Origin of the sequence: Paenibacillus artemisiicola (assembly GCF_017652985.1) — a bacterium.
In the GTDB taxonomy this organism is placed as follows: domain Bacteria; phylum Bacillota; class Bacilli; order Paenibacillales; family Paenibacillaceae; genus Paenibacillus_Z; species Paenibacillus_Z artemisiicola.
In genome coordinates, this window is sequence record NZ_JAGGDJ010000034.1 from 45,835 (window position 1) to 61,949 (window position 16,115).

General features: G+C 62.3%; 6 protein-coding genes. All 6 read left to right on the forward strand.

Translation table 11 applies throughout. From position 1 onward, the window contains the following. Positions 1–38 precede the first annotated feature (38 nt). The 6 genes from I8J29_RS25225 (at position 39) to I8J29_RS25250 (ending at position 16,072) form a co-directional block, all read left to right on the forward strand. Complete coding sequence (locus I8J29_RS25225; RefSeq protein WP_208850186.1) at positions 39–3,815, forward strand: S8 family serine peptidase; 3,777 nt, start codon at positions 39–41, stop codon at positions 3,813–3,815. A gap of 62 nt (positions 3,816–3,877) precedes the next feature. After that, a complete protein-coding gene (locus tag I8J29_RS34285) occupies positions 3,878–8,179 on the forward strand; it encodes a S8 family serine peptidase (RefSeq protein WP_208850187.1) in 4,302 nt (1,433 codons plus the stop codon). 118 nt (positions 8,180–8,297) lie between these two features. Further along, entirely contained in the window at positions 8,298–12,014 is a 3,717-nt protein-coding gene (locus I8J29_RS25235; protein ID WP_208850188.1) for a S8 family serine peptidase, read from the forward strand. Between the two features lie 263 nt (positions 12,015–12,277). Next, positions 12,278–14,050 carry an ABC transporter substrate-binding protein gene (locus I8J29_RS25240; protein WP_208850189.1) on the forward strand — a complete coding sequence of 591 codons (1,773 nt, stop codon included), beginning with the start codon at positions 12,278–12,280 and terminating at the stop codon, positions 14,048–14,050. 106 nt (positions 14,051–14,156) lie between these two features. Beyond that, positions 14,157–15,125 (forward strand): ABC transporter permease, encoded by a 969-nt coding sequence (locus I8J29_RS25245; RefSeq protein ID WP_208850190.1) that lies wholly within the window; start codon positions 14,157–14,159, stop codon positions 15,123–15,125. Beyond that, on the forward strand, positions 15,122–16,072 hold the full coding sequence (locus I8J29_RS25250) for an ABC transporter permease (protein WP_208850191.1): 951 nt from the start codon (positions 15,122–15,124) through the stop codon (positions 16,070–16,072). Before I8J29_RS25245 ends, I8J29_RS25250 begins: the two co-directional genes overlap by 4 nt. The last annotated feature ends 43 nt before the right edge of the window (positions 16,073–16,115 follow it).

Sequence of the window (16,115 nt, forward strand, 5' to 3'; positions counted from 1 at the left end):
AATTCAGTCATGACAGCATGACAGAAGGAGCGAAACACTTGAAAAGAAAAGCAACGAAACGTTCTGTCGCGATGATGCTTTCCGCGTCGCTGGCGCTTGGCTTGTTTCCGTCCGTCTTAAACGCCGACGCGATCCCGGTCATGCCGTCGAAGTCCGCGTCGCCGATTTCGCCGAGCGGTATTCCGAAGCTTGAACGGCCGTTCGAATCGGCCGCCGGTTCGCGCATCATCGTGAAATACAAGGATAACGCCGATCGTGCCCGCGTCCGCGCGGCATCCGCGGCGGCGCGGTTCGAGCCTCTGTCGAGGTTCGGCATGGAGGTTCTGGACCTGGCGCCCGGCGCGGATGCCGGCAGCGTCGTCGCGAGCCTCAATGCGAACCCGGACGTGCTCTACGCCGAGCCGGATGTCAAGATTCGCAAGCACATGTCCTTGAAACCGAAACCGGGCGCCGCTTCGCTTGGCGGAAACGCCGCCGATTCCGCGACCGGCCCGAGCGCCCCGAGCGCCGACCCTCTTGTTGCGCCGTCTTCATCCTCGGACTCGGCGTCCGCGTTGCAGAAGGCGGCTTCGGAAGCTGCCGTCTCCGCCGCCGCCCCGTCCTATCCGGACGATCCGCTGTTCTCGTCCCAATGGGGCTTGCACAACGAAGGTCAAAGCATCGACGGTTCGTACGGCAATTACGACGTCGACGTCGACGCGCCCGAGGCGTGGGGCGTCACCAAAGGTTCGCAGGATACGATCGTCGCGATTCTGGATACGGGCGTGGACGTCAACCATCCGGATTTGGCCGCGAACGCTTGGCGGAACGCGAACGAAATCCCCGGCAACGGCGTCGACGACGACGGCGACGGATTCATCGACGATGTTTACGGCTGGAACTTCTACGGCAATAACAACCAGCCTTACAGCATCTACGACGATGACTTTTACGGCACGCAGATCGCCGGCGTCCTTGCGGCGAAGGACGATAATTCCGCCGGCATCTCCGGCGTCGCGCCGAACATCCGGTACATGCCGCTCAAGGTCATGGGCTACGACGGCGGTTACGTGTCGGACGCCCTGCGCGCGATCGACTACGCCGAACGGATGGGCGCGAAAATCGCGAACATCAGCTGGTCGGCCGAAACGTACAGCAACGCGCTCAAGGATGCGATCGACGCCTCCGACATGCTCTTCGTCGCGAGCGCGGGCGAGGATTACGTGAATTTGAACAAGGACGATTATCCGGAATACCCGGCGGTGTACGACAGCGACAACATCCTGTCGGTTGCCGGTCTCGGCATGGACGGCAATTTTTACAACGTTTACGGCATGAAGTCGGTCGACATCGCGGCGCCGAGCGCCAAGATTCTCACGACCCTTCCGACCCGCGATCCCGGCATCGGGGCGGAGATCGACAACGGCACGTACAAAGCGATTTACAACGAAATGGGCTTCGAAGGCATGTGGACGGGCGACGCCTCGTCGATCGAGAACCACCGGGAAGGCTTCGACCGCGCGTTGAGGTACTTGGGCAAGCAAGACGGCGGCGCCTCGTCGATCCTGCTGGTCGACGACGAAGAGGTTCCCGAGCAAACCGATCTCAGCGTGCTCTGGGAGTACGAAAGCCATCTCGATGCGGCGGGCGCCGACTACGACATCGTCAAGGTCCAGCCGGGCGCGGACGGTCCTTCCCTCGAGACGATGGACCGCTACGACATCGTCGTCTGGTTCACCGGCTACGGGTTCGGCTCCTCGCCGGACGGACGGCCGACGACGGTGCTGCGCGGCGCGGACCAGGCCAATTTAACGGCTTACTTGAACGGCGGAGGCCGCCTGATGCTGTCGGGCGTCGGGGCGCTCACCAATATCGAGTCGAGCGATTTCGTGAAGAACGTACTGCATCTGGACTTCGTGCGCTACGACTTCTTCCGCGGCACCGGCGACATCAGCCGCTGGAGAGCGGGCGAAGGGCAGCCCGGCACGATTTACGACGGGCAGCGCTACGATATTTCGTCGATCGTCTTCGCGGATTACGCATCCAACGACGAGTCCGTCACGCGCATGAATTTGACGGCCGCGATGGACGATTACGATTACGATTTCGGCGCATATCTGGCGCCGGCTTACGCGTCCGGCGCCGCGGCGCTCGTGCTCAGCCAGGATCCGACGCTCGACGCGAAGGCGGTCAAAGAACGCGTCCTTCTTGCCGGCAAGCATCTCGAAACGCTGTGGAACGAAGACGCGCAGGGCTACATGAACAACGGCCGAATGGTCGACGCGTTCCGGGCCGTCAGCGACGACGACGCGCCCGGCAAGCCGCTCAAGCCGCTGCAGACGGATTCGCTCGATCAGCCTTCCGGCGATATGCAGGACATTTACTACGTCCATTTGAACGCCGGCGATAAGCTGAATCTGTCGCTGACGGGAGACGCCGGCTCGAACTTCATGCTGACGCTCTACAATCCCGACCTGAAGTCGGTCGCCGACTGGGACGCGCAGGACAAGGTGCTCGGATCGGCGATGGCGGCCGGCGAGCCGGCAACGATCGCTTATCAAGCCGACCGGACCGGCTACTATTACGTGGGCGTCTTCTTCATGGGAAGCTCCGGCGCCTACACGCTCGGCATGAACGCGGACCCTGCTCATACGGCGGGCACGTACGAGGATAACGCCGATGCGGTCGCGTTCGACGGCCCGTGGGCCGAGAAGGCGGACGACGGTTATTCCGGCGGCACGCTCAAGACCGTCGATTCCGCCGGCCACGCGACCTTCGCGTTTACCGGAAGCTTGATCGAGCTGACGGCGCTTAAGGACGATACGATGGGCATCGCGGACGTGTTCGTGGACGGCGTCAAGGCCGCTTCGCCGTCCTTGTACGGCAAGACGCCGCAAGCGAAGCAAACGGTCTACCGACAATCGCTGCCATACGGCTACCATACGATCGAAGTGGCCTGGACGGGCAAGTCGGATCCGGCCGCGAAGCGGACCGTGCACGCGATCAACGTCGACGCGTTCGTCGTCGGCGACGGCGGCGGCGCGTATACGTCCGTCGCGGAAGAGTCGGACAACGCGTTCCAATACGCCGGGCTATGGTCGCTGCAGACGAATGCCGGCTACTCCGGCGGCCGCGCGCAAGCGACCGATAGCGCGGGCGCGTATGCGGTATTTTCGTTCACCGGCACGAGCGCGGCGCTGAAAGCCGCGACGACGCCGAACAGCGGCAAGGTCACGATTATGGTCGACGATCGGCCCGAGACGGCGAAGACGGTCGATCTGTACGGCGAGGCAACGCGTTATCAGGTGCCGGTCTTCGACACGGGCACGCTGCCTTACGGCCCCCACACGCTGCGAATCGTCAACGCGCATGCGAAGAACGAGAAGTCCGGCGGGTACGGCACGAACGTCGACGCCGTCGTCGTGACGAAGCCGGCGGGGGGCGAAAGCCTGAAAATTTACCAGGACATGAACCCGTTCGTGAGCTACGCCGGCGTTTGGGCCATGCAGCTGTCCGCGAAGAATTCCGGCGGCAGCGCCAAATACTCCGACGCGGCCGGCAATGCCGCGAGGCTGGCTTTCTTGGGAACGAAGGTCACGCTGCTGTCCCAAACCGGGCCGAACCGGGGGATGGTCGATATTTATATCGACGGCGCGAAAGCGAACGAGGCGCCGATCGATCTGTACGGCGAGAAGCTCCAATACCAGGTGCCGGTATTCGAATCGGCCGTCCTGCCTGCCGGAAGCCATGACATCAAAGTCGTCAACGCGGGCGGGAAGAACGCCCGGTCCTCCGGTCATACCGTCAGCATCGACGCGTTCTACGTCCTGAAATAGGTCTGGCTCGCGCGTACAGCTCCGGAGCTTCTTAACATTCATGGGAAATGGGGAACCGAGACTTGAAAAACGTACTTTTGAAAAAGTCGGCCGTTTTGACGGCCGCCGCGCTGCTGCTCCTGAACGTGCCTGCGCACGTGCTCGCCGCGGATAACGAAGCGGCGGCCAATGCGATGAACGGCATGCCGAAGCTCGACTATAAGCAGTTGAAGGCGGCGCTTGCGAAAGCCTCTTCGGCCGAAACGGCGTCGGCGCCGATCCTCTCGCCGAACTTGGACACGAAGTCGACCGGCAGCGTGAACGTCATCGTGCGGTTCAGCAAAGAGCCGGTCGCGGTCGGACGCTATGCCGCCCAATCGCGCAGACAGGCGTTCTCCGCGCAGACGGCGACGCAGGCGATCCAGCAGGAGCAGGCCGCTTTCGTCAGCGCCTCCAAGGCGAAGGGCGTATCGCTGAAGGTGAACCGCAAGTTCAATACGGTGCTGAACGGCATGGAAATCACGGTGCGCGCGGACCAGCTTCCGACGCTGGCGAAGCTTCCGGGCGTCGTCGGCATCAGCGAAAACCTGACGTATTATCCGCTTGCCGCGGACGGAGGCGGCGCCGCCGTCGCGGCCGACCCGGTCTACGAGGACGCGCCGCTCAAGCAAATCGGCGTCGACAAGGCATGGGCGGAAGGCTATACGGGCAAGGACATGAAGGTCGCCGTCCTGGATACGGGCGTCGATTACATGCATCCGGACTTAAACATCGCCGGCGGTTACGACTCCTTCTATCAGGACGAGGATCCGTACGAGGAACCGCCGCTGACGCCGATGCAGGATCCGCTCGGCCTCGGCTTCGAAGGCACCCAACATGGCACGCACGTCTCGGGCACGATCGCGGGCCGGGCGCGTAATGCAGCGGCGCCGCAGGTTCAGAAGGGCGTCGCGTACGAGGCGGATTTGTACGTCTACAAGGTGCTCGGCAGAGCGTCGAACGGACTCGTATCCGGTTCTTCGGCCACGATCATCGACGGTCTCGAGCGGGCGGTTCAGGCCGGCGTGGACGTCATCAACATGTCGCTCGGCGCGGACGAGAACAAGAACCCGAACTCGCCGGATTCGATCGCGGTCAACAACGCGGTGCTGGCGGGCGTCACCGTCGTCGTCGCGAACGGCAACGCCGCGACGCAAGGGCCTTATTACTACTCGATGGGCACGCCGTCGGCGGCGCAGCTGGCTTTCTCCGTCGGCGCGGCCACAAGCCCGAGCGGCATTCCGATCTACAGCGCGAGCGTCGCGCATCAGATCTCGGGCGACGCGCCGTCCGCGGCGAAGCCGCTGAAGCTTGCCGAATGGAAAACAGGCCAAGAGGACTTCGAAGCCTTGTTCGGCACCGATCCGATCGAAGCCGCGTACGTCGGCCTCGGCAAGGATGCCGATTACAAGAACGTGAACGTGACGGGCAAGATCGCGTTCGTGTCGCGGGGGGACATCACTTTCGTCGATAAGGTCGCCAACGCGAAGAAGCACGGCGCCCTCGCCGTCATCATGTTCAACGGCAACTCGAAGGTCGTCGGCGGCGCGACCGTTCCCGATCTGACCGAAGACCAGGCCGGACGCAACGGCTTGATCGGCCTCGATTCGGGCCCGGGACCGGACAACATTCCGACGTTCGACATGGCCGGCGTCGAAGGCCGGGCGATCGCGCGCCAGCTGACGTCCGGCGCGGGCAAGACGCTCAGCTTCACGTTCGAAGCCATTCGGAAGCTGGTCAACGAAGGCGACCGCATGGCGGATTTTAGCTCCCGGGGACCGAACTCGGACGGCAATTTCGGCATTAAACCGGACCTTGTCGGCCCGGGCGTGAACATCTATTCGACGTGGCCGATGTATGGCAAGGTCAACCCGGGCGCGGATTATAGCCAGGCTTATATGCGCGAATCGGGCACGAGCATGGCGACGCCTCACGTCGCTGGCCTCGCGCTGCTCGTGAAGGAAGCGCACCGGGATTGGAGTCCGCTCGATATTCGCGCCGCGCTCGACAATACGTCGGAAGGCATCCGAGACGAGTCGGGCACGCGCTATGACGTCTATTCGCAGGGCGCGGGCCGGGCGAACGTCGCCAGCGCCATCGCGACGCCGGCTTTGCTGAAGTCGATGGACCCCATTACGATTTACGACAGCTACATGAACGCGACGCAGATGGCGAGCGAAGCGGGCAGCGTCAGCTTCGGCCTGATCGACGCCGGCTCGCAGGCGGTATCGAAGCCGCTGGAGCTGGAAAACAAGTCGAACGAAGCGCTGACCTATAAAGCGAGCGTGGAGATGCACCCGCAGGTCACGTCGGATCCCGATCCGCTCCGCGCCGTACCGACGCCGGACGTCTCCAAGATCGGCATGACCTTGGAAGGACTAAGCGACGACGGCACGCTGACGGTCGCGCCCGGCGGCGATGCGGACTTCACGCTGACGGCGGATGCGCAAGCGGACGCGGCGGACGGCGTTTACGAAGGGGAAGTGGTGCTGGAAAGCGAAGGCTTGCCGACGCTGCACCTGCCGTTCGTCCTTCACGTCGGCGAGGACTCCGATCCGACGGAGTGGGGCGTGACGGACATGAAAGCATCGGACGCGATCGCCGCTCCCGATCACCCGATCGACGTGACGGCAAAGCTGAACGCCAAGGACATTCAGCAAATTTTGCTGGTCGCCATGCCGCTTGATCCGAACGGCGCGGTATGTCTCGTGTCCAGCATGTACGACGAAGAGCTGGCGACGATTCCGACCGGACCGATCAAGTTCGAACAGATCGACGGCAGCTGCATCGACATCGACGATCCGCAGCTGGACGACGAGGGGAATTATATTCTCGGTCAGCTGGACGGGCTCTACGAGCTCGAACTTTTCGCGCAGCACATCGATAAGAACACGGGCCAAGCCGATTACGATCACATGCAAGTCGCGTACACGACCGTGAAATTCAGCAAGACGAATATCGGGACGCCTGGCGACGGGGATCCGGGAGACGGCGATCCGGGGAACGGCGATCCGGGGAACGGCAACCCGGGTAACGGCAACCCGGGTAACGGAAATCCGGGTAACGGCAATCCGGGCACGGGCGGTCCTGGCGGTCTGCCCGGCGGAGGCAACGGGGGCGAGACGCCGCCGGCAAGCGCCATCGTGCCGACGGTCGTCGAGCAAGGCCAAACGGCCATCGCCGCCGAGACGTCCACCGCGCTTCAAGGCGACCGTTTGATCGCGACCGTGACGGACGAAGCGCTGCAGCGGGCCATCGCGGCCGCGAAGCAAGCCCCGGCGGCCATTACGCTGGCCGCCGCGGACAAGAACGCGGCGGAAGCGCAGCTGCAGCTGACGCCTGCGCAAGTCGACTTGCTGCGCAAGGCGCCGGCGAACAGTTCCATCGTCTTCACGTGGAACGAATCGTCGTCCGTCGCCTTCCCGCTGTCGGCGCTCGCGGGCGCATCGGAGGGGGCGGGCTTGAACGTGCGCGTCGCGAAGAACGCGACGGCCAAGGCGACGTTCCGAGCCGCGTATCCGGAAGCCGAGCTCCTGGGCGATGCTTACGCGTTCGAGGCGGAATTCGTGCTGAACGGCAAGACGGTGCCGGCTGCCTTCAAACCGGAACAGTCGTTCAAGCGTTCCTTCGCGATCGCGCAGTCCGCGGATACGGCGACGGCCGGCGTCCTGTATGAAGAAGACGGCAACGTGAGCCCGGTAGCCGCGACGTTCAAAACGGCTGCCGGCTCGACGATCGTCACGATCGACCGGCCGGGCTTGTCGACCTACGTGGCGGCCAAGCGCCGCGTCGCGTTTACCGATATCGGCACGTCCTGGGCGAAAGACGATATCCAAACGTTGGCCGACAGGTTCCTGCTGAACGGCACGACGGCAAGCAAGTTCGAGCCGAAGGCGAACGTCACGCGCGCGCAATTCGCGTCGATGCTCGTCCGCGGGCTCGGTTTGCGGAAGACGTCGGAGCCGGCTCCGTTCGGCGACGTCACGCCGAAGGACTGGTTCGCGCAGGACGTTGCGGCCGCGTACGCGGCAGGCCTCGTCGAAGGCGCGGACGGCCAATTCCGTCCGAATGCCCGGATCAGCCGTCAGGATCTCACGGTCATGCTGGCCAGAGCGGCCGAATTGCTCCGGCTGACGAAGCCGTCCGGCACGCATAAGCCTTACGCGGACGCGGCGCAGATCAGCGCGTACGCGCAATCCAGCGTACAGACGGTGAGCGAACTCGGCTTGATGGAGGGGTACGAAACGAAGGGCGGCACCGCGTTCGATCCGCGCGGCGCAACGAGCCGCGAAGCCGTGGCGAAGGTGCTTCGCGGTTTGCTTCAAGCCGCCGGTCTGATTCAATAAGCCGGTTGCATGCGTTCAAGAGGACGGAGAACGGAGGGGAGCCGCGCGCCGGCTTCCGCCGCCGTGCTCCTCATGGTTGCGAGGCAGCCGATTATCTGTGACAGAAGGAGCCAATACCTTGAAAAGACAAGTACGCAAGCAAGCGCTCGTCGCGGCGCTTTCGTTGTCGACGGCGTTCGGCCTGACGGTGCCGGCTTTCGCGGCCGACGCGGGATCGGCAGGCGAACGGGAACCGGTCGCGCAAACGATCGCGAATAACGCGCGCAAAAGCCAATGGCCTTCGGCCCCGTCCGAAAGCGCGGATGTCCTGGCGGCGGGCGAACAATCGCCGCCGTTGTCGCTTTCGCCGAACGGGCAAGACAAGTTCCTCGCGAGTCTCGCGAAGCGGTCGGACGCGGAGGCGCGTCCGGAGGCCAGCCGAATCATCGTGAAATACAAGCCGGGCGCGGGCGGCGCGGCATATCGCGCCGAGTCCGCGGCTGTCGCGGATGCCTGGGAGCTGCCGGGCACGGATCTGGCGGTGCTGGAGACGGCGTCCGCCGATGCGAGCGGCGTGCTGGCCGAGCTCCAAAACGATCCGAACGTCCTGTACGCCGAACCGGACGTCAAAGTTCATATGGCTTCCATGCCGAACGATCCGTTATTTCCCGACCAATGGGGGCTGCGCAACGTCGGGCAAATCATCGACGGACCGATCAAGGGCCTCCCCGGCTTCGATATTAACGCCGTGAACGCCTGGGAGATCGGCCAAGGCGGCGGAGACGTCGTCGTCGCGGTTCTCGACACGGGCGTGGACGTTGCCCATCCGGACCTGCAGGCAAATATGTGGCGGAACGCGGGCGAAGTGCCCGGCAACGGCATCGACGACGACGGCGACGGGTTCGCGGACGACGTGAACGGCTGGGACTTCTATAACAACGACGGCACGGTGTACGACGCCGGCCAAGGCGATTATCATGGTACCGCGGTCGCGGGGGTCATCGCGGCCGAGGCGAATAACGGGACCGGCATTGCCGGCGTCGCGCCGAACGCGAAGATCCTGCCCCTGAAGGTGCTCGGGCCGGACGGAACCGGCTACGCGTCGGACGTCATTCGGGCGATCCAATACGCCGATCGCGCCGGCGCGCGCATCGCGAACCTGAGCTGGACGACGGATACGTACAGCAAGGCGCTCGAGGACGCGATCGCGGCTTCGCCGATGCTCTTCGCCGTCGCGGCCGGGAACGAGCCGAAGGAAGACTTCTCCTTGAAGCCGCCGAAAAATCTGGACGAGTCCCCGGTCTACCCGGCTTCGTACGGAAGTCCGAACATCGTGACGGTCGGGTCGGTCGGCCCTGACGGCCTATTCTCGTATTTCAGCAATTACGGGCCGGGAACCGTCGACTTGGCGGCTCCGGGCATCGCGGTGCTCAGCACGGCGCCGTCGCGGAACATCGGGCTCGGTGCGCAGATCGACAACAGCGTTTTCAAAGCGGTGTATAACGTCTTCGGCTTCGAAGCGATGCCGGTAAGCGAGCAGCGGCGCGCGGCTTTCGATGGCGCGATGCGCTTCTTGAGCGACGACGGCGGCAAGAAGCCGTCCGTCCTGCTCGTGCAGGACGACATGCACGACGTCGGCAATCCGGACGCGCTTCCCGTGTACGCCGATCTGCTGGATAAAGCCGGCTACGCGTACGACGTGGAGACGGTGCCTGCCGGGGCCGCCGGCCCGCCGCTCGAGAAGCTGAGCGGCTACGATGCGGTCATCTGGTTCACGGGCTTCGGCAACGAATCGCTGAACCCGGCCGACGTCGGCAACGTCACTTCATATTTGAACGGCGGCGGACGCTTGCTCCTGACGGGACCGGGAACGCTGTTCCGATTGGCCGATACGCCGTTCATGCGCGACACGCTCCATCTGGACTTCGTTCGTTTCGAAGATTCCGGCAACGAGAGCTGGGGCTTCGCGTCGGGCGTCGCGGGCACGGTTTACGAAGGGGCGCAGTACAGCCTGACGGATCAGGGGATATTCAGCGACGTCGAAACGAACGACCCGGCCGTCGCGCGCGTCAATCTGGAAATCCCGGTGGACGATTACGACAAGAGCACGGGGACGTCGATGTCCGCTCCGTACGCCGCGGGCGTTGCCGCGCTGCTGCTCGGCCAAGACCCGTCGCAGGATGCCGAAGCGCTCAAGGCGCGCCTTCGGCTTAGCGGCAAGCCGCTCGCTTCGCTGCAAGGCAAGACCGCGAACGGCAAAATGCTGGACGCGTTCGGCGCGCTGACCGACGACGAGCTGCCGGGCAAACCGCTTGCGGGAAGCGGCGCGGGCGGGACATTGGACGTCGCGGCGAATCCGGACGACGTTTACTTCGTCCGCCTGCTGGCCGGCGATACGCTGTCGCTGTCGCTGACGGGAAGCGGGGATGCGGATTTCGACCTGTACGTTTACGATCCTAGCGCGGAAACGATCCAGTCCAGCTCCGGGATGGCGGCGCATTCGGAGACGGAAGGCAGCTCGTCGGAATCCATCGTCTATCGGGCTCCGGCGACCGGTTACTACTACGTCGACGTGCACGCGTTCGCCGGGAAGGGGACGTACGAGCTGCGGACGTCCCGCGACGATGCGGCCGTTAACGGAGAGGGCGTGTACGAGGATAACGATCCGGCCATCGCGTTCGACGGCGCGTGGACGCCGGCTTCCGACGCGGGCTATTCCGGCGGAACGCTCAAGCGCGCGAACGCCGAAGGCAGCGTGAGCTTTCCGTTCGGCGGCGGCGAGATCACGTGGATCGGCATGAAAGGACCGGACCAAGGGATCGCGGACGTGTACATCGACGGCGTCAAGGTGGCGTCTCCGTCCTTGTACAACAAATGGAAACAACTGCGCCAGACGATCCTGAAGCGGTCGGTGCCGAAGGGATCGCACACGCTGACCATCAAGTGGACCGGCAATCAGGAAGCGGCCTCGGCCGGTTCGGCCATAAACGTGGACTCGCTTCGCGTGGCAAACCCGTCCGAAGCCTACACGGTGCGCCTGGAAGAGAACGACGTGAATTTCGCGTTCAAGGGCGGCTGGAAGAAGCAGTCGTACGTTATGTACTCGAACGGGCATGCCATGGCAACGTACGAGACGGGCGACGAAGCCGTGCTTACCTTTACCGGCACGCGGGGAGTGCTGCTAGCCAACCGATTGAACGGCGTCTATCCGAAGATCGCCGTAACCGTCGACGAGCGCCCCGAGTCGGAGGTCGTCATCGATTTGAACGGGGACAAAGACCAAAAGGATACCTACCAGGTGCCGGTCTTCGACACGGGCGAGCTGCCGAACGGGAAGCATACCATTCGCATCATCAACGTTACGGACTTCATCGCTATCGGGCAATTGCCAATCGTCGTCGATGCCCTCGTCGTGACCAAGGCGACGAAGGAAGAAGCGGCCGATTCGACGACGACGTCCATTGAAGACACGAACGCGGCCGTCAAGTTCGCGGGTCTTTGGCAGACGAACCTGTCTCCGCGCAACAGCGGCAAAAGCGCCAAGTATTCGAACCAGACGGGAAGCACGGTCGAGGCGGCTTTCCGCGGCGGCCATATCATCGTCATGGGGACCAAGGGGCCGGATCGCGGCAAAGCGGACATTTATATCGACGGGAAGCTGGCGACGCCGAATCACGTCGATCTGTACAGCTCGTCCACCCGATTCCAATCGCGCTTGTTCGAATTGACGGATCTCGACGATAAGCCCCATACGATCAAAATCGTCAACACGGGCGAGAAAAATCCGAGTTCGTCCGGCAATTACTTGTCGTTCGACGCGCTTAAAGTCATCGGCAATCAGTTCGAAATCGATTGAAATGGCAGAGTCAACCCCGGACCTCATTCGGTTCGGGGGACTTTCGATGTCATATAAAAGTTAACTATATGTTAATAATTCTTCATTTATTCAACGCTCTACCCTGCTAAAGTTAATTATTTAATGAAATCTATTTACAAAATACTAGTTTCGGATTTAAAATGTAAGTGTCCTGTTAGAAAACATGACATAAAATGAATGGTACTTTCGACAGGGGAGCTTGGAGAGAAGAACGGAAAAATTAACGACGGGGAAGTGTGAAGATGAGCAAAAGGAAACGATTAACGGTCTTACTATCCATCATGGCATTGGCGGGTTCGATGGCTGCGGGCTGCAGCAACAATGCGAATTCCGGTTCGGACGAAACGAATACGGCGAACAATTCGCAGAACGCGAACAAGCCGGCGGACGGGACGTCCGCGAATACGAACTCGGGCACGAACGCGGCGACGACGCCTTCGGCGGACACGCCGGTGGACGGCGGCACGCTGACGGTCGGCACGTTCTCGGATATTAATTCCGTCAATCCGATTTACAGCGCGGATACCGCTTCCGGCGACCTTGCCACCTTCCTCAACGCGAATTTGTACGACGTCGACCGCACCAATAATTTGGCCGTCGAGCCTTGGTCGCTCGCGTCCGAACTCCCGACCATCAGCGCGGACGGCCTGACCTACACGGTCAAGCTGAAGCCGGAAGCGAAGTGGAGCGACGGTCAGCCGGTGACGGCCGACGACGTGAAATTCACGTTCGATACGATCAAGAACCCCGATGCGGGCGCTCCCGGCATCAGTACCTTCGACAAAGTCGACACGGTTACGAAAATCGACGATCACACGGTCGAAATCAAATTGAAGCAAGTTTACGCGCCTTTCTTGTACGCCTTGAATTCTTCGATCGTGCCTTATCATATCCTGAAGGACGTGCCGCCTGCGGAGCTGGAGAAGAATCCTTACGGCACCGATCCGGCCAAGACGATCACGAACGGTCCTTGGAAATGGACGAAATGGGAGCCAGGCCAATACACCGCGGTGGAAGCCGATCCGAACTATTGGGGCAGCGTGAAACCGCATATTAAAACGATCACGCTGAAAATTTACGCCGACCAAAACACGCAGACGCAGGCTTTACTGAAGGGCGACGTCGATCTCGTCTCGTCCGTGCCGCTGACGATTCTGGACACGGTCAAAGCGAAGGACAACCTCAACGTCGTATCGGAGCCGGGCCCGTCGTACGAATTCATTCAGTTCAACTTCAAAGCGGACAACTTCCCGGACAAATACGTCCTGTTCCAAAGCCAGAAGACCCGCCAGGCGATCGCGACGGCGGTTAACCGCCAAGGCATGGTCGACAATATCCTGAAGGGCACGGGCCAACTGCTGAACGCGCCGTTCCTGCCGACCTCGTGGGCGTATGACGCGAACGCCGCGGTCAACTACGCTTACGACACGGAGAAAGCGAAAACGATGCTGGCGGAAGACGGCTGGAAGCCGGGCAAGGACGGCATCCTCGAGAAGGACGGCCACCGCTTCTCGTTCGAGCTGCAGTACAACGCCGGCAACGCGCGCCGCGAGCAAGTCGCCGCCGTCGTGCAGCAGAACCTGAAGGACGTCGGCATCGAAGTCGTGCCGAAGGCGATCGAATTCTCGGCCTGGATCGACCAGAACGTCACGCCGGGCAAATTCGAAGCCGTGCTCCTTGGCTGGGTGCTCAACAGTCCGGATCCGGACGGCGAGAGCACCTTCTCCTCCAAGTACTTCCCGCCGGGCCAAAACGCCGGCTGGTACAAGAACGCGAAGCTCGACGAGCTGTGGGTGAAGGGCTACTCCACCGTCGACCAGAACGCGCGCAAAGCGGCTTACGCCGAAGCCGCCAAAGAAATCTCGACCGACCTGCCGTACGTCTTCCTCTACCAATACGGCGCGCCGGAAGCGTTCGACAAGAACAAGGTCAAATTCGCCGACGCCGACAAGCCGGTACCTACGAATGCTTACGGATACTTCTATCACGTCATTAACTGGTGGACCGCGAAATAACGCGGGACGCCAAGCTTCTACAACTGGAGACGACAGCCTAAGGATAATGAGGGGAAGGGAAGGCCCATTCGGTCCTTCTCTTCTTCCTTGATAAGGGGGGAATGACGTGACGGATTATTTCGTACGGCGCGTGTTGCAGTCGCTGCTCGTACTGCTGCTCATCGCGATTCTGAGTTTTCTGCTGATCCACGCGGCACCCGGCGGACCGAAGACGATCTACTTGTCGCCGGGGCTGTCCACGGAAGCGGCGGCGATTCAAGCGCATAATCTCGGACTCGACCGTCCGCTGCCGATGCAGTTCGTCAGCTGGCTGGGCAATCTGCTGAAGGGCGACCTCGGCTTTACGTTCAAGAACCATCTTCCCGTGGGCAAGATCGTCTGGCCGACGATCGGCCATACGATGATTCTGATGGGCACGGCTTGGGTGCTGTCGCTCTTGATCGCCATCCCGTGGGGGATCTACAACAGCACGGTGGAATACAGCTTGTCCGACCAGACGGCATCGTTCATCGCTTACATCGGGTTCGCGATGCCGACCTTTTGGTTCGGGATCATCCTGCAGGAGCTGTTCTCGCTCAAGTGGGATCTCCTGCCGCTGTCCGATATGTACACGATGGGCAAGGAGGGCAATCTGCCCAACCTGCTGCTGCATCTCGTGCTGCCGGTCAGCGTGCTGACGCTGGGCTTCCTCGCGGGGTATTCCAAGTACGCGCGCGCCAGCATGCTGGAAGTGCTCGATCGGGATTATATTCGGACGGCGCGGGCGAAAGGGCTGCCGGAGCGGAAAGTCATCTTCCGGCACGGGCTGCGCAACGCGCTCATTCCGATCGTGACGCTGCTCGGCCTCGATCTGCCGATTCTGGTCGCGGGGGCGGCGCTGACGGAGAGCGTGTTCAACTGGCCCGGGATGGGCCGGCTGTTCGTGCAGATGGCCGTCGCCCGGGAATATTCCGTGCTGATGGCGATCACGCTGATTACCGCGGTGTTCGTCATCATCGGCAATTTGTTCGCGGACATCCTATACGCGCTGGTCGATCCGCGCGTCCGGCTGGACCGGAAAGGAGGCTCGGCATGAGCGAAGCAAGCGTAACGTTGAACGAATCCCCGGCCGTCGTCAAACAGGGCCGCCCGGCGAGCGCATGGCGCACCGGCTGGAAGAAGTTCTCGGCGAACCGGTTCGCCTTGATCGGATTGATCGTCATGGTTTTCTTCCTGCTCGTCGCCTTCGCGGCGCCGCTCATCGCGCCGTTCAGCCCGTCGAAGATCGATATGATGGTCCCGAACCTGCCCGCGGGCACGGACCATCATGTGCTCGGCACGGACGACCTCGGGCGCGATATCTTCTCGCGTCTCGTCTACAGCAGCCAAGTGTCGCTGCTCGTCGGCTTCGCCGTCGCGTTCGCGGCGGTGCTGATCGGGACCTTGATCGGCGCGGTCTCGGGCTTCTTCGGCGGCTTCGTCGATACGTGCTTCATGCGGCTCGTGGACGTGATGAACTCCATTCCGCTGCTGTTCCTGAACATTCTGGTGCTGGCGATCTTCGGCAATAAGTTCTACTACATGATTCTCGTGCTGTCGCTGACGAGCTGGATGGGCGTGGCGCGGCTCGTCCGCGGCACGTTCCTGCAGCTGCGGGAGATGCAGTACGTCGAAGCGGCCAAGGCGATCGGCGTGTCGGACTGGGGCATCATCTTCCGGCATTTGCTCCGCAACGCGTCCGCGCCGATCATCGTCAACGCGACGCTCATGGTCGGCGGCGCGATCCTGACCGAGTCGGCGCTGTCCTATCTCGGACTCGGGATCCAAATTCCGCAGACGAGCTGGGGGCAGATGCTCTCGAACTCGCAGCAGTACATGCTGATCGACCCGATGCAGGCGGTGTACCCGGGCTTCTGCATCCTGATCGTCGTGCTGGCGGTCAACTTTATCGGCGACGGGCTGCGCGACGTGCTGGATCCGCGGCAGCGGGCGATGCTTTCCCCAAGGAGGTTGGAGCGGTGGCGAAAACGATTCTTGAAGTAAACGACCTGACCGTCGGCTTCCCGCGGGAAAACGGGCTCTTGAA

Excerpts from the sequence above, each read along its gene's own strand:
- I8J29_RS25250 (WP_208850191.1), top strand. The coding sequence starts at position 15,122 with ATGAGCGAAGCAAGCGTAACGTTGAACGAATCCCCGGCCGTCGTCAAA.
- I8J29_RS25240 (WP_208850189.1), top strand. The coding sequence starts at position 12,278 with ATGAGCAAAAGGAAACGATTAACGGTCTTACTATCCATCATGGCATTG.